At 59.9% G+C, this 21358-nt stretch carries 23 protein-coding genes; 15 read left to right on the top strand and 8 right to left on the bottom strand.

Annotated features, from left to right (window positions below; translation table 11 throughout):
- The 8 genes from AC1DWF_RS19555 to AC1DWF_RS19520 form a co-directional block, all read left to right on the top strand.
- A partial coding sequence (locus AC1DWF_RS19555) for an efflux RND transporter permease subunit (protein WP_476841951.1) occupies window positions 1-771 on the top strand: 771 nt, incomplete at its 5' end.
- Between the two features lie 68 nt (window positions 772-839).
- Window positions 840-1238 carry a TetR/AcrR family transcriptional regulator gene (locus tag AC1DWF_RS19550; RefSeq protein ID WP_476786888.1) on the top strand — a complete coding sequence of 133 codons (399 nt, stop codon included), beginning with the start codon at window positions 840-842 and terminating at the stop codon, window positions 1236-1238.
- 533 nt (window positions 1239-1771) lie between these two features.
- Window positions 1772-2797: a LacI family DNA-binding transcriptional regulator gene (locus tag AC1DWF_RS19545; protein ID WP_476789158.1), complete on the top strand. Its 1026-nt coding sequence runs from the start codon at window positions 1772-1774 to the stop codon at window positions 2795-2797.
- A gap of 34 nt (window positions 2798-2831) precedes the next feature.
- A complete protein-coding gene (locus tag AC1DWF_RS19540) occupies window positions 2832-3782 on the top strand; it encodes an ABC transporter substrate-binding protein (protein ID WP_476787363.1) in 951 nt (316 codons plus the stop codon).
- Window positions 3782-4582 (top strand): ATP-binding cassette domain-containing protein, encoded by an 801-nt coding sequence (locus AC1DWF_RS19535; RefSeq protein WP_476841952.1) that lies wholly within the window; start codon window positions 3782-3784, stop codon window positions 4580-4582. The genes AC1DWF_RS19540 and AC1DWF_RS19535 overlap by 1 nt, the downstream gene beginning before the upstream one ends.
- Complete coding sequence (locus tag AC1DWF_RS19530) at window positions 4582-5583, top strand: ABC transporter permease (RefSeq protein WP_476789157.1); 1002 nt, start codon at window positions 4582-4584, stop codon at window positions 5581-5583. The genes AC1DWF_RS19535 and AC1DWF_RS19530 overlap by 1 nt, the downstream gene beginning before the upstream one ends.
- A 5-nt stretch (window positions 5584-5588) precedes the next feature.
- Complete coding sequence (locus tag AC1DWF_RS19525) at window positions 5589-6656, top strand: phosphotriesterase family protein (protein WP_476789156.1); 1068 nt, start codon at window positions 5589-5591, stop codon at window positions 6654-6656.
- Window positions 6657-6695: 39 nt separating this feature from the next.
- Window positions 6696-7463, top strand: a complete 768-nt coding sequence (locus AC1DWF_RS19520) for a glutamine amidotransferase (RefSeq protein WP_476785206.1) — start codon at window positions 6696-6698, stop codon at window positions 7461-7463.
- Between the two features lie 30 nt (window positions 7464-7493).
- On the opposite strand, the gene AC1DWF_RS19515 is transcribed toward AC1DWF_RS19520, so the two are convergent.
- The gene (locus tag AC1DWF_RS19515) at window positions 7494-8393 is read right to left on the bottom strand and encodes a ribokinase (RefSeq protein WP_476789155.1); all 900 of its coding nucleotides are present in this window, start codon (window positions 8391-8393) and stop codon (window positions 7494-7496) included.
- A 25-nt stretch (window positions 8394-8418) separates the two neighbouring features.
- On the opposite strand from AC1DWF_RS19515, the gene AC1DWF_RS19510 reads away from it, so the two are divergent.
- The 4 genes from AC1DWF_RS19510 to AC1DWF_RS19495 all read left to right on the top strand — a co-directional run bounded on the left by AC1DWF_RS19510 (window position 8419) and on the right by AC1DWF_RS19495 (window position 11940).
- Entirely contained in the window at window positions 8419-9261 is an 843-nt protein-coding gene (locus AC1DWF_RS19510; RefSeq protein WP_476785208.1) for a BtpA/SgcQ family protein, read from the top strand.
- Window positions 9262-9265: 4 nt separating this feature from the next.
- Entirely contained in the window at window positions 9266-9913 is a 648-nt protein-coding gene (locus AC1DWF_RS19505) for a TenA family protein (RefSeq protein ID WP_476785204.1), read from the top strand.
- Window positions 9914-9939: 26 nt separating this feature from the next.
- Entirely contained in the window at window positions 9940-11208 is a 1269-nt protein-coding gene (locus AC1DWF_RS19500; protein WP_476785203.1) for a Zn-dependent hydrolase, read from the top strand.
- Window positions 11209-11283: 75 nt separating this feature from the next.
- Window positions 11284-11940, top strand: coding sequence for a M24 family metallopeptidase (locus tag AC1DWF_RS19495; protein WP_476789153.1), 657 nt, complete (start codon window positions 11284-11286; stop codon window positions 11938-11940).
- 326 nt (window positions 11941-12266) lie between these two features.
- On the opposite strand, the gene AC1DWF_RS19490 is transcribed toward AC1DWF_RS19495, so the two are convergent.
- Together AC1DWF_RS19490 and AC1DWF_RS19485 are read right to left on the bottom strand one after the other, a co-directional pair.
- Entirely contained in the window at window positions 12267-13049 is a 783-nt protein-coding gene (locus tag AC1DWF_RS19490) for a FadR/GntR family transcriptional regulator (RefSeq protein ID WP_476804339.1), read from the bottom strand.
- Window positions 13050-13160: 111 nt separating this feature from the next.
- The gene (locus tag AC1DWF_RS19485; RefSeq protein WP_476785095.1) at window positions 13161-14057 is read right to left on the bottom strand and encodes an NAD-dependent epimerase/dehydratase family protein; all 897 of its coding nucleotides are present in this window, start codon (window positions 14055-14057) and stop codon (window positions 13161-13163) included.
- Window positions 14058-14125: 68 nt separating this feature from the next.
- On the opposite strand from AC1DWF_RS19485, the gene AC1DWF_RS19480 reads away from it, so the two are divergent.
- The gene (locus AC1DWF_RS19480; RefSeq protein ID WP_476785099.1) at window positions 14126-15082 is read left to right on the top strand and encodes an NAD(P)-dependent oxidoreductase; all 957 of its coding nucleotides are present in this window, start codon (window positions 14126-14128) and stop codon (window positions 15080-15082) included.
- 23 nt (window positions 15083-15105) lie between these two features.
- Here AC1DWF_RS19480 and AC1DWF_RS19475 read toward each other — a convergent pair whose 3' ends face one another.
- The 3 genes from AC1DWF_RS19475 to AC1DWF_RS19465 form a co-directional block, all read right to left on the bottom strand.
- Window positions 15106-15873 carry a FadR/GntR family transcriptional regulator gene (locus tag AC1DWF_RS19475; RefSeq protein WP_476841950.1) on the bottom strand — a complete coding sequence of 256 codons (768 nt, stop codon included), beginning with the start codon at window positions 15871-15873 and terminating at the stop codon, window positions 15106-15108.
- Window positions 15874-16026: 153 nt separating this feature from the next.
- Entirely contained in the window at window positions 16027-17013 is a 987-nt protein-coding gene (locus tag AC1DWF_RS19470; RefSeq protein ID WP_476789151.1) for a substrate-binding domain-containing protein, read from the bottom strand.
- 49 nt (window positions 17014-17062) lie between these two features.
- Window positions 17063-18043, bottom strand: coding sequence for an NAD-dependent epimerase/dehydratase family protein (locus tag AC1DWF_RS19465; RefSeq protein WP_476785098.1), 981 nt, complete (start codon window positions 18041-18043; stop codon window positions 17063-17065).
- A gap of 242 nt (window positions 18044-18285) precedes the next feature.
- On the opposite strand from AC1DWF_RS19465, the gene AC1DWF_RS19460 reads away from it, so the two are divergent.
- Both AC1DWF_RS19460 and AC1DWF_RS19455 read left to right on the top strand, forming a co-directional pair.
- The gene (locus AC1DWF_RS19460) at window positions 18286-19029 is read left to right on the top strand and encodes an ATP-binding cassette domain-containing protein (RefSeq protein WP_476804340.1); all 744 of its coding nucleotides are present in this window, start codon (window positions 18286-18288) and stop codon (window positions 19027-19029) included.
- 41 nt (window positions 19030-19070) lie between these two features.
- Entirely contained in the window at window positions 19071-20069 is a 999-nt protein-coding gene (locus AC1DWF_RS19455) for an ABC transporter permease (RefSeq protein WP_476804338.1), read from the top strand.
- 92 nt (window positions 20070-20161) lie between these two features.
- Here the strand turns inward: AC1DWF_RS19455 and AC1DWF_RS19450 are convergent, their stop codons facing one another.
- Both AC1DWF_RS19450 and AC1DWF_RS19445 read right to left on the bottom strand, forming a co-directional pair.
- A complete protein-coding gene (locus AC1DWF_RS19450) occupies window positions 20162-20692 on the bottom strand; it encodes a response regulator transcription factor (protein WP_476841949.1) in 531 nt (176 codons plus the stop codon).
- 409 nt (window positions 20693-21101) lie between these two features.
- A partial coding sequence (locus AC1DWF_RS19445) for a hypothetical protein (RefSeq protein WP_476841948.1) occupies window positions 21102-21358 on the bottom strand: 257 nt, incomplete at its 5' end.

Genomic DNA, 21358 nt, shown 5'->3' with positions numbered 1-21358 from the left:
GTGCCGCTGTCCTCTTTCGCCAGCGTTGAATGGCAAAAGGGAGCGGCCCAGGTCGTTGGGTACAACGGCTATCCTTCCGTGCGCATCAGCGGCCAGTCGGCACCTGGCCACTCATCGGGAGCTGCGATCGAGGAAATGGAGCGCCTGGTGAGTGAATTGCCAGCTGGCTTTGGTTATGAATGGACAGGTCAATCGCTCCAGGAAATCCAGTCCGGCTCGCAGGCTCCTGCTCTGATCGCGCTCAGCATCGTGTTTGTGTTCTTGCTGTTGGCAGCACTTTACGAGAGTTGGGCCATACCGGTTTCCGTGATCCTGGTGGTGCCGCTGGGCGTTCTAGGCTCGGTGCTAGCGGTGATGTATATGGGCATGCCGAACGACGTCTATTTCAAGGTCGGCCTGATCGCGATCATTGGGCTCTCCGCCAAGAATGCGATCCTGATCATCGAGTTCGCCAGGGACTTGCGCAAGGAGGGAATGTCGCTCATCGACGCGACGGTCGAGGCGGCCAAGCTCCGCTTCCGGCCGATCATCATGACGTCGCTGGCCTTCAGTCTGGGTGTTGTGCCGTTGGCCATCGCCACAGGCGCGAGCGCCGCCAGCCAGAACGCCATCGGCACCGGCGTGCTGGGCGGGATGATCTCAGCAACGATCCTTGCTGTCTTCTTCGTGCCGGTCTTCTTCGTCTTCATCATGAAGATGTTCGGGCGCAATAAACCTGAACAGCAGGCAAGCGCGGATGCGCCCGAGGGAACGCGGGTTCCGGCCGAATGAATGGTCTCGATGGAGGGGCGGCCGCAGCCCGGCCTGCCCCGCCGCGAGGATGCGGGCCTAAGGAGCGCTTGTTCCGCGCGGCCATTCATGTCGCGCTAGAAAATGGCTTTGGCAAAGTCACGCTGGATGCGGTTGCTCGACAGGCGGGCGTCAGCAAAGGCGGGCTGCTTCATCACTTCGCATCCAAGAAGGACTTGATCCGGGCGATGCTGAAACATTATGCCGATACGGCAACTGACCGGCATCTCGTGGATATCGACGTAGATCCCCTCGCCGTAGCCGCACTCGTCGCCGCTGCGGAAGACACGCTGCTGCTCGAGACGATCAGCTCAAAGTTCGATGTTGAAGGAGCCGAACCATCCGGTTCGGAGCAGCGAGCGGCACGGCTGGTTGTGGCAAGCGGGTTTGCCAACCGGCTTTGCCTGCGTGACTTTAGAGGCGACCGGGCCAGCGAATGTGGAAGCTAGTTGCCTGGACAGGCTTTGGGCAGAAGATAGCAGAGCGATAGGAAGCACCCGGACCCACTTGAACAAGCGAGTCCGAACGGCTTCAGACCGTTGGTTGCAGCCTGATGACTGTATACCACAGGGGCGCCCCGTGGGATCAGTCCATCGATCTGAGCGCCATCCTTAGCTTCCATCTGCTGCAGGGCACCCCTGGTTCCGTGCCTTCCCGCATCTGGAACATCGGCGGTAGCGGCGCGCGCGTCGGCAAATGGTGGAAAACCGCTGCGCGGCGTCTGAACCAGAAGCTTTCCTGTGTTTCTTCCACGCGAGATGAAGCTTTCCACTCGCCGAACGGCAGCACACTTCGATGCCATTCACTGGCGTAAATCCGAGCGGCGCCCCGCTGGCGATCAGTGCTGTCAGGTGCTCGCAGAGCGCTCCAACCTCCTTTTCAAGTGGCTTCGACAAAGACCTCTTGACAGCCGGCGTGAGTCAGCGGCTTTATTGTAAAGCGGTTTAGTAAAGCGATTTACAAACGTAGGGAGCGAGACAGGGTGGGCAGGGAGAAGGTTACAAGCCTGAAGGATGTCGCGGGTGTTGCGGGTGTTTCCGTAACCACCGTTTCGCGGCTCCTGAACGGTTCGCTTGACTTGCCGCATGAAACCAAGAAGCGCATCGAAGATGCGATCCGCGATCTCAACTACCAGCCGAACCCGCATGCACGACGCTTAAGCCGCGGCCGCTCCGACACGATCGGTCTTGTCGTCCCCGATATCGCCAACCCATTTTTCGCAACGCTCGTTGCTGCTGTGGAAGAAGAGGCCGACAATCGCGGGCTTGCGGTTTCGCTCTATGCGACGCTCAATCGCGCCGGTCGCGAAATCGCTTACCTGCAACTGATCGACCGCAATCATGTCGACGGCCTGATCTTTGTCACCAACCATCCCGACGACGGGCAACTCGCGTCGCTTATCAACCGCACAGGAAAGGTCGTGGTCGCCGACGAAGACGTACCCGGCGCCCGCACGCCGAAACTGTTCTGCGACAACCGGCAGGGCGGATATCTGGCCGGCAAGCATCTCGTAGAGCACGGTCATCGCAACGTGTTGTTCATCGGCGGACCAGACGAGATGATCAGCTCCCGTCGCCGTTTCAGTGGCCTTGAGCACGCCGTGCGCGAAGGTTTCGGCGCCGATGCCCGGCTGACGAAATATGCCGGCGACTACACTGTCGGCTTCGGTCGGGAGGCAGCGAAACGCTTTATCGCCGAAGGCAAGGCTGCGACGGCAATCTTTGCGAGCTCTGACGAAATCGTCATCGGTCTCATCGAGGTTTTCCGGAGCGAAGGCGTCTCGATCCCGGACGACGTCTCGGTGGTCGGCTTCGACGACGTTGGGCCGCTGCACCTCTTCGCGCCGCCTATGACCGCGATCCGCCAGCCGGTTCGAGCCATCGGACAGCGCGCTGTGTCGCTGCTTTTAGAAACAAACTGGCAGGAAACGGACGCTTCTTCGCCCGAAGAGCTCCTGCCGGTCGAAATCATCGTGCGGAAATCCGTTGCTCCGCCGGCGAAACGATAACCCCGCAATGGAAAAACTCTCGGAGGATAAGAGTATGACCTGGACTTTGAAACGCAGAACGTTCGTTGCCGCCCTCGGCTTCACCGCGCTAACCTCGATCTCTGCATTCAGCCCTGCGGCCGCTGCCGAAAAGACCTTCGCCCTGGTGCAGATCAATCAGCAGGCGCTTTTCTTCAACCAGATCAATGAAGGTGCCCAAAAGGCTGCCGACGCCGCCGGCGTGAAGCTGGTGATCTTCAACGCCAACAACGACCCAGCTGCCCAAAACAGTGCCATCGAAACCTATATTCAGCAGAAAGTTGACGGTATTGCCGTTGTCGCCATCGACGTGAACGGCATCATGCCCGCTGTCAACCAGGCTGCGGAAGCAGGCATCCCGGTCGTTGCCATCGACGCGATCCTGCCCGAAGGTCCGCAGAAGGCGCAAATCGGCGTCGACAACGCAGCCGCCGGCGCCGACATGGGCAAGTTCTTCCTCGACTACATCAAGGCCAATGCCGATGGCAAAGCCAAGATCGGCGTCGTTGGCGCCTTGAACTCGTTCATCCAGAACGTCCGCCAGGAAGGCTTCGAAAAGACCGTCAAGGTCGATGGCGTGGCATCCGCCGGCGTCGTCGATGGCCAGAATGTCCAGGACACCGCGCTTTCCGCTGCCGAAAATCTCATCACCGGCAATCCAGACCTGACCGCCATCTACGCGACTGGTGAACCGGCGCTGATGGGCGCCATCGCCGCCGTCGAAAGCCAGGCCAAGCAGGACAGCGTCAAAGTGTTCGGCTGGGATCTGACGGCGCAGGCGATTGCCGGTATTGACGCGGGCTACGTTGCCGCCGTCATCCAGCAGGATCCGTCCGCCATGGGCGCCGCAGCCGTCGACGCTCTCAAGAAGGTCACCGATGGCGGTAGTGTGGAAAAGACGATCGCCGTTCCGGTGACCATCGTGACCAAGGACAACGTCGAGCCATACCGGGCAATCTTCAAATGATGACGACTAACGGACAGCATCCTCCCGCTGTCGCCGGTGTCGGGGGGGCTATGCCCTCCCGCGCTGGTTCCAGCCCGCGCATATCCCTGAAGGGAATCCGCAAGGCATTTGGTTCGCACCAGGCGCTGCGCGGCGTGGACCTCGATATCTATCCGGGCGAATGCCTCGGCCTGGTCGGCGACAACGCAGCCGGCAAGTCGACGCTGACTAAGATCATCTCGGGAACCTACATTCCCGATGGCGGGACGATCACGCTTGAGGGCGAAGAAGTTCGCTTCACCGGTCCGGCCGACGCGCGCAACCGCAACATCGAGATGGTGTTTCAGGACCTGAGCCTCTGTGATCATATCGATGTCGTCGGCAATCTTTTTCTCGGCCGCGAGATCAGCAAGGGCCCGTTCCTCGATACCAAGACCATGCTCGAAGAGGCTCGCAAGATGCTGGATGCGCTGGAAATCCGCATCCCGCGGCTGACCGGAAAGGTTGCCCAGCTTTCCGGCGGTCAGCGACAGGCAATCGCCATCGCCCGCGCCGCCTCGTTCAATCCCAAGGTCCTGATCATGGACGAGCCGACATCTGCTCTCGCCGTGGCGGAGGTGGAAGCCGTCCTGGCTCTGATCAACCGCGTCAAGGCCAAGGGCGTCTCGGTGATCCTTATCACCCACCGCTTGCAGGATCTATTCCGCGTCTGTGACCGTATCGCCGTCATGTACGAGGGCACAAAGGTTGCCGAACKCGAAATCGGCAAGACCAATCTTGAAGACCTCGTCAAACTGATCGTCGGAGAGGGAGCCAGGTAATGACGGCCTATACCGAACGCGCCAAGGGCTCGCCCGCGGCAGACTTCCTGTCCGAGCACGCCCAAGTGCTGTCGATCACCTTCTTCTTCCTCGCCTGCGTGCTATTTTTTGCATTCACCACCGACACCTTCATGACGCTGGGCAACATCCTGAACGTCATCCGCCAGGCTGCTCCTATCCTCATCGTCGCAGTCGCCATGACCTTCGTCATCATCACCGGCGGCATCGACCTTTCGGTCGGCTCACAGGTGGCCCTCGTCAATGCCGTGGCGGCAATCGTTCTTGCCATGGGCTACCCCTGGCCGGTCGTGGTCGTTGCCATGCTCACCTTTGGCGCGTTCATCGGTTTCGTACAGGGCTGGTTCACTGCCTTCCAGGGCATACCAGCCTTCATCGTAACCCTCGCCGGTCTTTCGATCCTGCGCGGTTTCGCGCTCTATCTGACGCAGGGCTATTCCATCCCGATCAAGGATGTTCCGGGCTTCTTTGCGCTCGGTCGTGGCGAGCTCTTCGGTTTCCCGATTCCTGCTTTGATTGCCGTTGCCGTCGCCGTCATCGGCTACGTGGTGATCTCCTCGACAAAATATGGCCGCCAGGTTGTTGCGGTAGGCTCCAACATGGAAGCGGCGCGCCGCGTTGGCATGCCGGCGAAATGGATCATTGCCTCGGTCTACATGGTTGCTGGCATAGCCTGTGCGCTTGCGGGCCTGTTGATCGCCGCGCGCCTCGGTTCCGGCTCGTCGAATGCAGCAGTCGGCTTCGAACTGCAAGTGATCGCGGCTGTCGTCCTTGGCGGAACGTCCCTGATGGGCGGTCGCGGTACGATCCTTGGCACCGTCCTTGGGACACTCACTATCGCTGTGATCGGCAATGGGCTGATCCTGATGCACATCTCGCCATTCTTCACCCAGATCGTCACCGGCGCGATCATCCTCATCGCGATATGGCTCAACACCCGCATCTTCACCGCCAACTTCCGCTTCGGCGGAAAAAAGAGGTGAGCGGAATGAGCCACGAGCTTTCCGAAGGCCACGTGCGCTCCGGTCAGGTCATGACCGTGAACGGGCCAGTCGCGGCGGAGAGCCTCGGCATCACTTTGATGCACGAGCACACCCTCAACGATTGTCGCTGCTGGTGGCACGCACCGAAAACCAAGGAGCGGCAATACCTCGCCGAAGGTTTCGTTTGCATGGAAATCCTCGGCGAGCTGAGGCAGGACCCCTTCGTCAACAAGGACAACATCACCCTTGATGACGAGCCGTTGGCAATAGCCGAACTAAAGGCATTCGCCGCCGAAGGCGGCCGTACCGTGGTCGAACCCACCTGTAACGGGATCGGCCGCAATCCGCTCGCACTTCGGCGGATTTCGCAGGCCACGGATCTCAACTTGGTAATGGGAGCCGGCTATTACCTCGGCTCTTCCCATCCAGCGAAGGTCGCCGGGATGACCATCGACCAGATTGCCGACGAGATCGTGGTCGAAGCGCTCGAAGGCGTCGACGGCACCGACGTGAAGATCGGCCTCATCGGCGAGATCGGCGTTTCAGCCGATTTCACCTCCGAGGAAGAGAAATCGCTGCGAGGAGCCGCGCGCGCTCAAGTCCGAACCGGCCTGCCGCTGATGGTGCACCTGCCGGGCTGGTTCCGGCTCGGCCACAAGGTGCTCGACATCGTTGCCGAGGAAGGCGCGGAACTACGCCACACCGTGCTCTGCCACATGAACCCGTCTCACAACGATTTCTCCTATCAAAGCGAACTCGCCGCTCGCGGCGCTTTCATCGAATACGACATGATCGGCATGGATTTCTTCTACGCCGATCAGCAGGTCCAGTGCCCCAGCGACGAAGAGGCGGCCCGAGCCATCGTCCGACTGGTGGAAGCCGGTCATCTCGACCGGATCCTGCTATCGCATGATGTGTTCCTGAAGATGATGCTCAGCCACTATGGCGGCAATGGCTATGCCTATGTGCTGCGCCATTTCCTGCCGCGCCTGAAGCGCCATGGACTGGCTGATGCTGCACTCGACCAAATGATGCGGGGAAATCCCCGCTCCGCATTCCAAGCCGGGGCCTGATTTCCGGCCCTCCCCGCGTTCAACTAAAACGGATACACCATGACAAAAAAAGTACTTCTCGTCGGCGAAAGCTGGATCAGCTCGGCAACCCACTACAAAGGCTTCGACCAGTTCGGCAGCGTGACGTTCCATCTGGGAGCCGAACCGCTCGTCAAGGTGCTCAAGGGCAGCGAATTCGAACTGACCTACATGACCGCGCACGACGCCGTGGACAAATTCCCCTACGACATGGCCGGGCTCGACGAATACGATGCCATCATCCTCTCTGACATCGGCGCAAACTCGCTGCTGCTGCCCCCGGAAGTGTGGTTGCACTCGCGCACAGTTCCGAACCGCCTGAAGCTCATCAAGGCCTGGGTCGAAAAGGGCGGCGCGCTACTGATGGTCGGCGGATACTTCTCGTTCCAGGGCATCGACGGTAAGGCCCGCTGGCGCCGTACGCCTGTGGAAGACACCCTGCCGGTCACCTGTCTCCCCTATGACGACCGGGTGGAAATGCCGGAAGGCGCGGTCGCCGATATTGTCCAGCCGGATCACCCTGTCATGGCGGGCCTTGGCGGCAAGTGGCCTCTTCTGCTTGGTGTCAACGAAGTGGAGGTTCGTGACGGCGCCGAGGTCATCGCCCGCTTGCCGCAGGACCAAGGTGGTCATCCGCTGCTGGTGCTCGGCAGCCACGGTAAGGGCCGCACCGCTGCCTGGACTTCCGACATCGGCCCGCATTGGCTTTCGCCGGCATTCTGCGAGTGGGAAGGCTATGGCCGCCTGTGGAAGAACATTCTCGGCTGGATGACGGAAAACGCCCGCTGAGCTTGATCAAGGCCCGCGCTGGGTGAAAACTCAGCGCGCGGCCAAGATCGAGGCCAGCTGTTCGGCCGACGGAAATGCCGACAGGGTTCCGGGCCGGCCGACAGTGATTGCAGCAGCACGGGTCGCATGCTCGATGGCCGTGCGGTCGAGACGGGTTCCACGGAGCGCCGCCGAAGCAAGGGCAACCGCCATGAAGGTGTCACCCGCGCCGGTCGTATCAACGACGTCGCAAGGCACTGCCGGAACGCGGACTAGCCCTTCGCCCGTCGCGAGCATTGCGCCGTCGCCGCCGAAGGTCAGGACGACTTCACGAACGCCGGCGGCAAGCAGTTTGCGTGCGGCATCTTCACCGCCGGTACCGGTCAACGCCAACGCCTCTCCCTCGTTGAGGAAGGCGATGTCGACCAGGGGCCACAGGCTGCCGAAGAAGGGGCGAAGGGGAGAGGGATTAAAGGCGGTGACCATGCCAAGGGCGCGAGCAGCCTCCAGCACGCCGCGTGTCGTTTCATCCGAAAGGTTTCCTTGCAGGACTGCAAGGTCTTTGGGAGCGGCACCGGCAAGCGAGGCGATGGCATCGGCAGGAGTGAAATTCTGGGCGGAATCGGTCGTTGTGATGTTCACGTTTTCGCCGTCCGGTGTGGTCAAGACGATCGAGAAATCGGTCGATTTGCCCGTCAGCGGAAACAGCCTGCTGATCACTGGCTCTTTTGCCAGGTGCTCGCGGATCAGCTCCGCGCGGAAGCCGTCGCCGAAGGCTGCCACAAGGCTCGTCGGCAGACTCGTGCGGGCCATGACGACAGCCTGGTTGGCGCCTTTGCCGCCAAGGTCACGGGACTGCTGGCTGCCATGAATGGATGCGCCGGCCGCCGGCATCTCCGAGATCCGGATGGTTTCGTCGACAGCGACATTACCGATTACGTAAGCGTGCATGAACAGACTTTCGAAAGGGAAAGAAATGCAGGAAATCTCCAACATGTCATCAAGCGCCGTAAGGGAAATATTCGGAACTGACAAGGTTCTGATAGGCATGATCCATTGCCCGGCCTTCCCCGGCGCACCGCGCTATCGCGGCGCGGACATGTCGACGATCTACGATGCCTGCATGCGCGACGCCGAAGCGCTCATCGAAGGCGGCATGCACGGGCTGATGATCGAAAACCACGGTGACGTCCCCTTCTCCAAGCCCGAAGATATCGGCCAGGAGACGGCTGCCTTCATGTCGGTGGTGACCGACAGGATCGCGCGTGCGATCGGCGTACCACTCGGCGTCAATGTGCTTGCCAACGCCCCGATCACCGCCTTCGCGATTGCCATGGCAGGCGGCGCAAAGTTTATCCGCGTCAACCAATGGGCAAACGCCTATGTCGCCAACGAGGGCTTCATGGAAGGCCGCGCCGCTGAAGCGATGCGCTACCGCTCATTGTTGCGCGCCGAACATATCAAGGTCTTCGCCGACAGCCACGTGAAGCACGGCTCTCACGCGATCGTCGCCGACCGGTCTATCCAGGAACTGACCCGCGACCTCGCCTTCTTCGACGCCGACGGTGTTATCGCCACCGGCCAGCGCACCGGCAATACGGCAACGATCGAGGAGATCGAGGAGATCGGCTCGGCAACGCACCTGCCGCTGCTCGTTGGCTCGGGCGTGACCAAGGACAACATCGTCGAGATCCTGAAGCGCACCAACGGCGTCATCGTCGCTTCGTCGCTGAAGTTCGACGGCGTATGGTGGAACCCCGTCGATATCGAGCGGGTAAAGGCGTTCCGCGCCGCCGCCGCCCCCGCACTGGAGGCTTGAACGAGTGTCGGAAGAGACCCTTTCCGAGCAGATCCTGCGGGAAAACGCCGACGTCTTCGAAGCGATGGTCCGCCATCGCTTCGTCGAAGACATCAAGCAAGACCGACTGACCAAGCAGGCTTTCGAACGCTATCTCGTCTATGAGGGGGCGTTCGTCGATACAGCGATCTCAATTTTCGCCTATGCGGCGGCGAAAGCCCAGACGATCGAGCAGAAACGCTGGCTGATCGCCGTTCTCGACGCACTTGCCAACCAGCAAATCGCCTACTTCGAAAAGACCTTTGCCGACCGAGGCATCGACCCCGCCGCATTTGATCTCGACCTTCCCGAGGTAGAAGAATTCCGAACCGGCATGCTGGAGATTGCCCGGGATGGGGACTTCCTCGATACAGTTGCGGCGATGTTTGCCGCCGAGTGGATGTACTGGACCTGGTCGCGAGAGGCCGCAAGCCGTGCGATCAGCGACCCACTGCTGAAGGAATGGGTGGATATGCATGCCCATGAGGATTTCGCAGCACAGGCGAAATGGCTCAAGCAACAGCTCGATGACGCCAGCGACGAACTCGATGCCGTGGAGCGCAAACGGCTGAGCGATATCTTCGGACGTGCCCAGCGGCTCGAAATCGCCTTCCACGACGCACCCTATCGCTGATCCATCACTGAACCTGGTAGCCGACGATGAATTTTGACGCTCAGATCAACGGCGATCGCCTGCTGCGACGGATTGACGATTTCGCCCGGATCGGCGGAACTGCCGCAGGCGGCGTCAACCGCCAGGCACTCACGCCGGAAGACAGGCAGGCACGCCGGATGCTTGCCGCACTGGCGCTGGCACGCGGCTTTCGGGTGTTTCAGGATCCGATGGCCAATCTCTTTATCCGCCGAGAAGGTCGCCTCGCCGATCGGCCGCCTTTCGTGATCGGCAGCCATCTCGACAGCCAGCCGACGGGGGGGCGTTTCGATGGCGCGCTCGGTACACTGACGGCCTTCGAAGTCATGGAAAGCCTGGAAGACGCTGGCACGGAGACGGATCTTCCGCTCGAAGTGGTCGCCTGGACAAACGAGGAAGGAAGCCGCTTTGCACCTGGCACGATGGGTTCGATGGCCTTCGCTGCGGGTGCGATACCGGAAGCCTGGTCCGATCTTAGCGGTAGCGACGGAGCGCTCTTCACGGAAGAACTCAAAGCGACGCTCGACGCCCTTTCAAAGGTGGAAATGCGGTCGCTCGGCTTTCCGATCTGCGGCTATCTGGAACTTCATATTGAGCAAGGGCCGTCTCTCGAACGCGACAATATTCCTGTCGGTATCGTCCACGGCATTCAGGGCACCCGCTGGCTGGAGGTGACTATCTCCGGCCAGGCGGCACATGCAGGAACCACGGCRCTCGAGTTTCGTCGCGACCCGATGGTGGCGGCGTCAGCGGTCCTCGACGCACTGTTCAAAGGCGTCATGCCTGGAGACGAACGGGCTCGCTTCACCGTCGGGCGCTTCGCGGTCCAGCCTGGATCAGTGAACGCCATACCGGGTTCGGTCACGTTTTCAGTCGATCTCAGGCATCCGGAAGCCCTGGCAATTGACGAACTAGAGGCCCTGGTGCGCAAGATCTGTACCGCAGAGGCAAATGCCGCCCGCTGCGAGGTGGGCATCCGCCAGTTCTTCGACATGGCGCCTGCCGCATTTCCCGAGAGGCTGCTTGGTTGCCTTGACCGAGCAGCGGGATCGCTCGGCCTTTCAGCAAAACGCATGCTGTCGGGGGCATTTCACGATGCGCTCTTCATCAACAGGGTGGCTCCCTCGGCCATGATCTTCGTGCCCTGCCGCGACGGGCTCAGCCACAACGAGGCGGAGTATGTCGAACCCGAACATTCAGTCATTGGTGCACGCATGCTGCTTCGGTCGACCCTGGAAGCGATGAACGAACTGAGTGACCCGCCAACTGTGCGTTGATGTGTTGAGCGATAACGTGGGTGGCCAACGGCGTGCGCTGTCCGTGAAGAAACAACGAGCTATAGGGACGATACAATGGATGATACGCCACCAGCCGGCTTGGTCGAGGCCCAGAGATTGGCCATCCGAATTGCCGAGGCCATCGCCGCCGACGCAGTCCCAGGAGAGACCGAGATAGAGGTCCGCGACCGCGCGGATCGATATGTCCGCGAATTCGGCGGGATGGACGTCTGGACACCCACCATTATCGGGTTCGGGATCGGAACCTTGAGTTGCTTTCCGACCGACCGGCCGACCACCCGTCCACTATGGAATCTGGACCTTGGCATAATCGACGTTCACCCGATTACACAGGATGGATGGTGGGGCGATTGTACGCGGACATTTCAACGAGGGGATAGCGTCGCCCAGGGCATAGCCTTGGCGGCCATTGAGGCCATTCATGCAGCTGTTCTGAACTCAGTCAAACCAGCCATGCGTGCCTGCGACCTCTTTGCGGTCTTCAAATCGGAGCTCGCGAAGACCCCCTTCTTGCTGCTGGATCGCCTATCGAACATCGGTCATTCGCTAAGCGTCGATTCTTCCTACGACGCAGGGTACATTGATGCGTGGAACGAAACCCCGATGACTGGGGCTTGGGCAATCGAACCTTTCATCGGCAACCACCTCTATGGCGTAAAGAAGGAGGACGTCGTGTGGTTCGGGCCAACGAAGTGCACCGTCATCACATAGCCTCGTAGGCCGGCCGCTAAAGGAGCTGCTCGAACCAGGCAGCGGTTTGGAAACGGTCGCACCGGAGACGCCTCCCCGCTTCTGGCGCGTGCTATCATCCAAGTCCGATGGTTGGGACGAGGAGACTATTTGACGTGCGCCGCACCGAACTCCGACGGGAAGCAGACGATTGCGCCTCACGGTTACATCTCGCAGGGCCAGTTCCGCATGCGATCATTCCGGCTGAAACGAAGCCCCAACTTCTACATATCGGCGTCGATTGCCCTACAGCCGAAAAGAGGACTGCCCGCAGGCCTAAAGTGGATTCCAGCTCAGCGATGCGACCTCTATCTTGAGCGTCGGTCGATAATTTCGTCGGTATTCGCCAAAAGCTTGCGAACTGCATTCCGCGCCGCATTTGGATTTTGCAGTCGAATGCACTTCTCGATGTTTTCATGCAGCTTTTGCGCGCGCTGGAGACTGCTATCCTCGCGGGTCACGTGAACAAACAGATGATTCAGCGCGGATTCGATCAGCACGCCGAGGGGGACCAGCAGGTCGTTGCCCGAAGCGCGCAGGATCGCGACGTGAAATCGCGTGTCGGCTTCCGTCCGCTGCTGCAGCGAGGTGGCATTAGCCATATCGTGCAGCGCCTGACTTATCTCCGCCATCTGCTCATCGGTCCGGCGCTCGGCTGCTAGTGCCGTTGCTTCAGGTTCGATGATATGGCGGAACTCTTGCACAGTCCTGAGAAAGCCTTCGCGGTCAGGCGAGGCAGCGTACCAGCTCAGGACGTCGCGATCGAGCAAGTTCCAATGCTCTTTGGGCTCCACCCAGCTTCCAATCTTGGGGCGAGAGGCAAGCAGGCTCTTGGCCATCAGCATCTTGATGGCCTCGCGCACCGCCGAGCGGCTGACATCGAAGATCTCGGTCCACTTGGCCTCGTTCGGCAGGATCGTTCCCGGCGGGTAATCGCCGCGCACGATCCTGAGGCCGATCTCGCTGGCCAATGAGGCATGCACACTCGATCCTGAGATGCGGGTGGCATTCGCCCGGCGGCTCGTGGGCGGCTTGTCCTCTACGGACAGGGCGGGCTGGCTTGAGATTTCCTTGGATTTCTGCTCCGGCATGCTTCCTCGTCGTTCCTGCTTTTATTCTATCCGCCGGTAGCATGCGCGACTGGCGCCGCCATTCACTCAATGCCAGTCCCGGCTGCGAAAGCTGTCAAGCTTCGCCGTCTATCAACCTTGTGGCACATATTTCCGCCAGCCATGCTGGCTGCGGAAACCGAGAACATCCTTGACCTTGCGGTTGGACAGCAGTGTCTCGAACTCGCCAAGTTCGTGCTTCAGCGGCACGCCAGGATAGAACCGGTCTATCAACTCCTTCGTCGGCAGGTCGGACGAGGTGTCGTCGTTCGCCGCGTTGAAGACCTGATAGCCGAGGCCGTCCTTCTTGACCGCGAGATCGGTGATCTGCCCGAGGTCGCGGGCATCGATGTAGCTCCAGGCAATCCGCTTGCGGAAACCTGGATCGGCGAACCATTTTGGAAACAGCTCGTATTCATGCGGCTCGATGACATTGCCGATGCGCAAGGCATAGATGTCGAAACCGCTGCGCAGCGCAAAGGCGCGCGCTGTCTTTTCATTGACGACCTTGGACAGGGCGTAACTGTCCATCGGATCGACGTCGTATTCCTCATCAAGCGGAAAATACTGCGGGCTTCGCGGCTCATTGGCGAAGACAAGACCATAGGTGGTTTCGCTCGACGCGATGACGATCTTGCGGATGCCGAGTTTCACCGCCGCCTCGATCACGTTGTAGGTGCCGAGCGCGTTGATGCGGAATAGCTCGTTATCTGGCGTGAGCATGATGCGGGGGATGGCGGCGAAATGCACGACGGCGTCGACCGGCTGCGGCCGCAGCGACGGGTCGAACTCGTGGAGCCCCATATAGCTCGATAGCGCGTTGAAGACCTGGCCGCTGTCGGTGATGTCGGTGATCAGCGTCCGCACCTTCGGATTGTCGAGCGGTTTGGTGTCGAGATTGAGAACCTGATGCCCCTGCTCCACAAGGTACTGCACGACATGCCGTCCGGCCTTGCCACTGCCGCCCGTGAACATGATCCGCTTCGACATTTTGTCCTCCACATTCTGCCAGATCGGTAGATATTGTCAGACAATATCATCGGTTACGACAGAGCTGAATTCAACACGCGAACAGATGGGTACGGAAAATGGCAACCAGCACCAACGCAGGCGAGCAAATCGGCTTCATCGGCCTCGGCTTCATGGGCCATGGCATTGCCAAGAACATCGTCGACAAAGGCTATCCGCTGACCTTTCTAGGCCGCAAGAACCGCGGCCCGGCTGAAGACATGATCGCTCGCGGCGCTATCGAGGTCTCGACTGCTGCAGAGGTTGCCGCCCGCTCGACCGTCATTTTCATCTGCGTCACAGGTTCACGCCAGGTCGAGGAGGTCATTCGCGGCGCAGAGGGTCTCAAGGAGGCTCTGAAGGCGGGCTCGGTGGTTGTCGATTGTTCGACTTCCGATCCCGTTTCGACGATGGCGCTGGCGGCCGAGCTTGCCGCTCTCGATGTCACATTGGTCGACGCGCCGTTGAGCCGCACGCCGAAGGAGGCGTGGGAGGGTACGCTGGACACGATGGTCGGAGCTTCCGATGCGATGTTTGCCAGGCTGAAACCGGTGCTCGACACCTGGGCTGGGCGCGTCGTGCATGTCGGCCAAACTGCTGATGGCCACCGCATGAAGCTCCTGAACAATTTCCTGTCGCTCGGCTATGCCGCACTCTACTCCGAGGCGCTGGCGCTGGCTGGCAAGGTTGGTATCTCGCCCGCCCGTTTCGACAGCGTTATCCGTAACGGCCGCATGGATTGCGGTTTCTACCAGACCTTCATGCGCTGGACGCTGGAAGGCGATCGTGATGCCCACAAATTCTCGCTCGCCAATGCGGTCAAGGATCTGACCTATCTGGAATCGATGGCGGATTCCGCTGGAATGGCGAATCCGCTGGGCAATGCCGCCAAGAATTCATTCGCAGGTGCCGTCGCCGCCGGCGGGGCCGAACTTTATGTGCCGATGCTGGCGACGCACATCGGGCGCATCAACGGCGTCGACCTGACGCCACCTGAAAATATCTGATTCAACCCAGGTCGCGGCCGCGCCTACCTTCCCGAACGGGCGATCACTTCGTCGGTATTGGCCAGCAGCTTGTGCACCGCGTTGCGCGCAGCCTTGGGGCGCCGCAGCCGGATGTTCCTCTCGATCGCCTCATGCAGGCTTTGGGCGCGTTCATCCTGGATCTCTTGCGTGACGAAGGTAAAGAGGTGATTGAGCGCGGATTCGATCAGCACGCCAAGCGGCACCAGCAGGTCGTTGCCAGATGCACGCAGTATGGCAAGGTGGAAGCGAGTGTCGGCCAGAGTACGTTCCTGCAGCGATGTTGCCTGGCCCATTTCCCGGCAGCTCAGGCTGATTTCTCCCATCTGCGCTTCGCTGTGGCGTGCGGCAGYGAACGCGGCTGCTTCGGGCTCGATGATGTGGCGGAACTCTTGCACCGTGCGCAGAAAGGCCTCGCGGTCAGGTGAGGCGGCGTACCAACTCAGTACATCACGATCGAGCAGGTTCCAGCGATCCTTCGGTTCGACCCAGCTGCCGACCTTGGGGCGCGAAGCTAGCAGGCTCTTTGCCATCAGCATCTTGATCGCCTCGCGCACCGCCGAGCGGCTGACATCGAAGGTTTCCGACCATTTTGCCTCGTTGGGCAGGATGGTTCCTGGTGGATAGTCGCCGCGAACGATCCTGAGACCGATCTCGCTGGCAAGCCAGGCATGCACGCTCGACCCGCTCATGCGCACAGCGTTGGGCCGCCGCATCGCAGGCGGGCGGTCGACGACCGGCTCCCGGGTTCTTTTTGATTTTCCGTCCGGCATTAGACCGAGTTGATCTCGTCTGGATCAGTTCCGTTTCCAATGTGCGCAACAGGCAATTGTGCGCGCGGGATCCGAGCGGCACTGCACATATCCGCATTGGCTTGCTGGAGCGCCCGGGTGCCGAGCGCTCCAGCTGGCGATCCTACTTCTGGCCTACTTCTGGATGCAGGTGTCGACCGTATCCTTCGTGCATTCGTCGAGGCCGGTGAAGACCGGATCTTCAACCTTCTTGCCTTCGATCAGGTCGATCATAACCGATGGTGCCTTGTAGCCCATCTCGAAGGGCCTCTGGCCGACGAGTGCGGTAACCAAGCCTTCCCTCGCGATCGCCACTTCGTCGCCGATCGTGTCCGCAGCGCCGATGACGAAGTCGTTGCTGGCGATCTTGGCGGCCAATGGCTTGAACAGGTCGCGATAGGGTTGTGGTGCGCCGAACAGCGGCCATCCGCCCATAATGCCGAAGGCATCGAGGTCGGGATTGGCGGCGAGGATATCGGTCATCGCCTGGACGCCCTTGGCGCCATCATCATTGGTGAACACAGGGCAGCCGGCTACTTCGGTCCAGCCGCCCTCACCCTTCAACTCGGTCAAGCCTTTCTTGCCGGTCAGCGTGTCGCGCATGCCTTGGGCGCGGCGCAAGATGTTGTCCGCCCCCGGATTGCCCTCGATGGTGCAGATCTTGCCGCCATTGGGCTTGGCTTTCTTGATGTATTCGCCGATGCGCGCGCCCATCAGGTAATTGTCGGTGCCGAGATAGGTCTTGCGCAATGCCGCGTCCTCTGCGGCCAAGTCAGCGTCCAGCGTCATGACAGGAACAGTTGGGTTCGCGGTCTTGATGGTCTGGGCGATCAACTTGGCGTTCGAAGGCGAAATTGCGATCGCAACGGTGTCGGCTTTGCCCAGCATGTCCTGGACGATCTGCGCTTCGCCGGCTTCGTCCGAGGTCGATGCCGGGCCGGTGTAGAAGCACTCGTATTCCGAGCTAGCGTTTTCCTTGTTCCACTTCTGGCAACCTTGGTTGATCGCTTCGAAGAACGGGTTGTCGAGGCCTTTGACGACGATGACGAGTTGCTTCTTGGCGAGCGCGTTTCCAGCGCTGAGTGCCAGGACTGCTGCTGCAAGCAATAATGCCTTCCTCATTGTTTCCTCCCTTTTGAACAAACGGGCACATCGTGCCCGCCACGCGAAATCAACCCGGATACCAGACGATGCGAGGGTCATTCTCCGAACGCTCGTATTGCCAGGCCGAGTCGATGAGTAATTCCAGGTCGTATTTTGGTAGCCAGCCGAGCAGGTGCTTGGCCTTGGCATTGTCCATCCAGTTCGAGTGATACTGGCTTGCTATGTCGATCGATCCGAGACCGCGCGTTCGGGCGAGGTAGGCTGCGACCTCGCCATAGTCGATGGGGCGATCCATGCAGATGTTGAAGAGTTGCCCCATGGCGCCCGGATGATCGATAGCCGCCAGKATGGCTGAAACCAGATCGTCGACATGCACGAAATTGCGCTTGAGTGGTCGCCCGTCGGCGTCCCGCAACAATGGCACTGTGTTTTCCTGGGCATAGCGCTTGGCGTCGAATTCCGGCACCAGCGTCTTCCAGTCTGGACCTCCGAATACGTTGTCGCCGAAGGATAGAGTAAATCTGAAGTCGTCCTTTTCCATGATCCACGGAGCTCGGAGACAGCACCAGTTGATGCCGTACTGAATGCCGGCCTGTTCCAGCATGACCTCTTCCAGAACCTTGGACAGCGCGTAGCTGCCTGGATAGGCCTGATGCGGTGCTGCTTCGGTGAGCGGCCCGTCGTTGCGGTAGTAGAAATGGCCAATCGCCGCGTCGCCGCCGATGAGAATGAACTGGCGGGCGGTTGAGCTTGCCCGAAACTCTTCGAGCAGCCAGAACAATCCCTTGACCGCCACGTCCATGACGTCCGCCGGCGTTTCCTTGCAGGTGGCGAGGTGAACGACGTGGGTGATGCCGGCAAGGGCTTTGGCCACGATGTCGCGATCGGCGATCGAGCCGCGGAACACCTCGACGCGGTCGGTTTCGTCGTACAGGCGGTTGTGACAAAGCGCGCGGATGCGGGTGTTGGAAAATCGCGGATCGTCAAGCAGCCCTGCGATGAAGTGGCGACCGACCTTGCCCGTGGCACCGGTGACAAGGATCAGCATGCTCATCCTCCCACGCTTAGCTAATATCCAGTCGGCGCAGCCGTCAACGTCTATTTGTCAGACAAAACAGATTTTTGTCACATCAGGTGTCGAATTCGTCTGACAATTGATTGACGCTGTCGCGGCGTTTTGCGTAAATGCAGAACTTCGCATTTCCTTGGGAGGATGCCGGGAGATCGAAGTCGCCCGCCCTGMCTAAGACAGTACGGGACGTCAGCGAGGGTGTTTCGGGAGKCTAGAGGCTGGTGGCAGTTCTCGAACTCGCCAACATTTCCAAGCATTTCGGCGCCATCCAGGCGGTCAACGACGTTTCGTTCTCGCTCGAGGCGGGACAGGTCGTCGGCCTGATGGGCGACAACGGCGCCGGCAAGTCAACCTTGGTCAAGATGATCGCCGGCAACTTTCGGCCGAGCCATGGCACCATGCGCCTGGACGGGGCCGAACTGATCATGCATCGCCCGATAGAAGCGCGGCAGCATGGCATCGAGATCGTCCACCAGGACCTGGCGCTGTGCAACAATCTGACTGCGGCGGGGAATGTCTTCCTTGGGCGCGAGCTACGCCGCGGATTCGGACCGCTGCGCATCCTCGACTACAAGGCGATGTACAAGCGAGCCGGCGAGATTTTCAGGGAACTGAAGTCGGAAACCCGGCCGCGCGACCTCGTTCGGCAGATGTCGGGGGGGCAGCGGCAGGCGGTGGCCATTGCCCGCACCATGCTTTCCGAGGCCAAGATCGTGCTGATGGACGAGCCGACGGCGGCGATTTCAGTCCGCCAGGTGGCCGAAGTCCTGAACCTTATCCGTCAGTTACGCGATCGCGGCATAGCGGTGGTGCTGATCAGTCACCGTATGCCTGACGTGTTCACGGTGGCGGATCGGGTCATCGTGATGCGGCGTGGCAGGAAGGTTGCAGACAAGCAGATTACGGCGAGTTCGCCAGAGGAAGTGACGGGTCTTATCACCGGCGCCATCGAACAGGTATAATCAATTCTGTTGGTCGCATCGGAACGAAACGAAGGTCGACGATGGCTATTACCCTTGACCAGACGATTTCGCAGAAACAGCAAAGCTGGGTGGCAGGGGTCCTTGGCAGCCAGACGTTCTGGGTCCTGGTCGCCGTCATCTTGGCCTGCATCTTCTTGTCCTTCGCCACCGACTCCTTCGCGACGACGAAAAACCTCTACAACATCACGCGCAACGTCACTTTCGTCGCGATCATCGCGCTTGGCATGACGCTGGTCATCATTACAGGCGGCATCGATCTCTCCGTAGGTTCCGTACTTTGCCTGTGCAGCATGGTGCTGGCGGTCGTCATGCATGCGGGCTACAGCATCGAGGTCGGCATCGCGGCGGCCATCGGCACGGCGCTGGTGATCGGGGCGTTCAACGGCATTTTGATCGCCTATCTCGACTTTCCACCCTTCGTGGTCACTCTCGGCATGCTGTCGATCGCCCGCAGCCTGGCTATGGTCGCATCCAACAACACGGTTGTCTTCCAATTTGGCCCCGATCACGACAAGCTGTTGGCGCTGGGCGGCGGCGCCTGGTTCTTCGGCATCGCCAATCCGGTGCTTTACATGATCGTGCTGGCGCTACTCACCGGCTTTGTCCTGCGCTGGACGAGATTTGGCCGCTACGTCTTTGCCATTGGCGGCAATGAGCACGCCGCGACACTAACAGGCGTCCCAGTACGAAAAATCAAGGTCGCGGTCTACATGATCTCGGCGCTCTCGGCTGGCATCGCCGGCATCATCCAGACAGGCTGGCTTGGTGCCGTCACCACCAATATCGGTGCTGGAATGGAACTTCAGGTCATTGCGGCCGCAGTCATCGGCGGCGCCAATCTTGCCGGCGGTGTCGGCACTGCCTTCGGCGCGATCATCGGCGCGGCATTGATCGAGGTGATCCGCAACAGTCTCGGCCTGCTCGGAATCAACGCCTTCTGGCAGGGCACCTTCATTGGAGGCGCCATCGTGCTTGCCGTGTTGTTCGACCGGATCCGCAATTTCCGTCTGAGCGAATAGGTCTGGGTGCCGATCCGTGCATCAGGATTACGGACCTGTGCTCAAGCCCCAGCAGAGATACTACGCGCCGTCACTTGTGGCATGGTATATTTCTACGCTGTTGCTGGGCCGTTGTATTGGGAAAGAACGACTGCCTCGGTTCGGTTGGTCGCATGCAGCTTTCGCATGATATGCGATATGTGTGATTTGACTGTATTCTGCGACAAGTTCAACTCGCTCGCTATCACCTTGTTCGACAGGCCCCGCAACAATGTTGCGAGCACTTGACGCTCTCGCTCCGTGAATGCGACGTCGGTCCGGCCGGCGATGGCGGGAAGATCAGGTGCCATCCCGTTCAGGGGCGATGGCGGCTGCAAGGCGAAGTTGTTTTCGGTTAGTATTGGCGCCGCGTTCGCGCAGTCCATTGGAACTGACCGTGGAAAGTAGAGACCCCCGGCCAATACCAGCCGAACCGCGGCCACAGCGATCTCGATGGAGGCGGAAACCGTAAGGTAACCTCTGACGCCATATCGGGTCACTTCGGAGATCATGGCATCGGAGATTGTTGCCTCATCGAGTTGCGTGAGAAGAACCAGAGGGACATCAGGAAGCAATTGATGAAGGTGGGCGAGACACTCAATCACGCGCCTATCCGTCATCACGCAGCCTTGTATATTGAGAGCGACGAGAGAGACCTGCTTCCCCACCATGCTAGCGTCAARGCCGTGTCCAGTCTCGATTTCCAGGATGGCGAATTCTTGGAATTCGTTCCGAAGTATCCGAGCGAGACAACTTCGCGAAAGCGAATTGCAGTCGACGACGACTATGGAGGGACTTTCGTGAGCGAAGCCGTTTTGCTCGGCCGTAAACGAGATAGTCAATCGCTTCCCCGTTATTGCCGCCCAAGATCATATAATCGAATTAGTGGCAGCTAATCTACAACTAATTTCTCTTATGGTTAAAATGGTCGGATTTTATACAAATGCCCTGGAAATAGCCGGCTCCCGATAGCAAAGATTTCAATAACTTCTGGCAGCTTTTTCCCTAAGCTTCCTAAGCTAGGGCAAAGTCGGCTCGCACTATGATTTCCTGATCGACCGATGCGGTTTGCATCGCCTCCACATCCATCTCGATCTCGCCATTTCGGTCAGTGATGTCGACGATCGCATCTTGTGCTGCGTCAACGTCCTGAAGGACTTCAACGTCAAGCTTGATGACATAACGCTCTYGGAGTTCATCCTCGATGTCGATGTCAATATTGACGTCCTGATCCAGCTCTATGTCTTGTTGGACGTCGACAGTCCCCCCGA

It is taken from the genome of Aminobacter sp. P4_D5 (assembly GCF_056401815.1).
This window is presented reverse-complemented; position numbering and strand designations above follow the sequence as displayed.

Coding starts and splice junctions, on each gene's coding strand:
- AC1DWF_RS19540 (WP_476787363.1), top strand. CDS start 2,832: ATGACCTGGACTTTGAAACGCAGAACGTTCGTTGCCGCCCTCGGCTTC.
- AC1DWF_RS19530 (WP_476789157.1), top strand. CDS start 4,582: ATGACGGCCTATACCGAACGCGCCAAGGGCTCGCCCGCGGCAGACTTC.
- AC1DWF_RS19525 (WP_476789156.1), top strand. CDS start 5,589: ATGAGCCACGAGCTTTCCGAAGGCCACGTGCGCTCCGGTCAGGTCATG.
- AC1DWF_RS19520 (WP_476785206.1), top strand. CDS start 6,696: ATGACAAAAAAAGTACTTCTCGTCGGCGAAAGCTGGATCAGCTCGGCA.
- AC1DWF_RS19515 (WP_476789155.1), bottom strand. CDS start 8,393: ATGCACGCTTACGTAATCGGTAATGTCGCTGTCGACGAAACCATCCGG.
- AC1DWF_RS19510 (WP_476785208.1), top strand. CDS start 8,419: ATGCAGGAAATCTCCAACATGTCATCAAGCGCCGTAAGGGAAATATTC.
- AC1DWF_RS19495 (WP_476789153.1), top strand. CDS start 11,284: ATGGATGATACGCCACCAGCCGGCTTGGTCGAGGCCCAGAGATTGGCC.
- AC1DWF_RS19490 (WP_476804339.1), bottom strand. CDS start 13,049: ATGCCGGAGCAGAAATCCAAGGAAATCTCAAGCCAGCCCGCCCTGTCC.
- AC1DWF_RS19485 (WP_476785095.1), bottom strand. CDS start 14,057: ATGTCGAAGCGGATCATGTTCACGGGCGGCAGTGGCAAGGCCGGACGG.
- AC1DWF_RS19470 (WP_476789151.1), bottom strand. CDS start 17,013: ATGAGGAAGGCATTATTGCTTGCAGCAGCAGTCCTGGCACTCAGCGCT.
- AC1DWF_RS19455 (WP_476804338.1), top strand. CDS start 19,071: ATGGCTATTACCCTTGACCAGACGATTTCGCAGAAACAGCAAAGCTGG.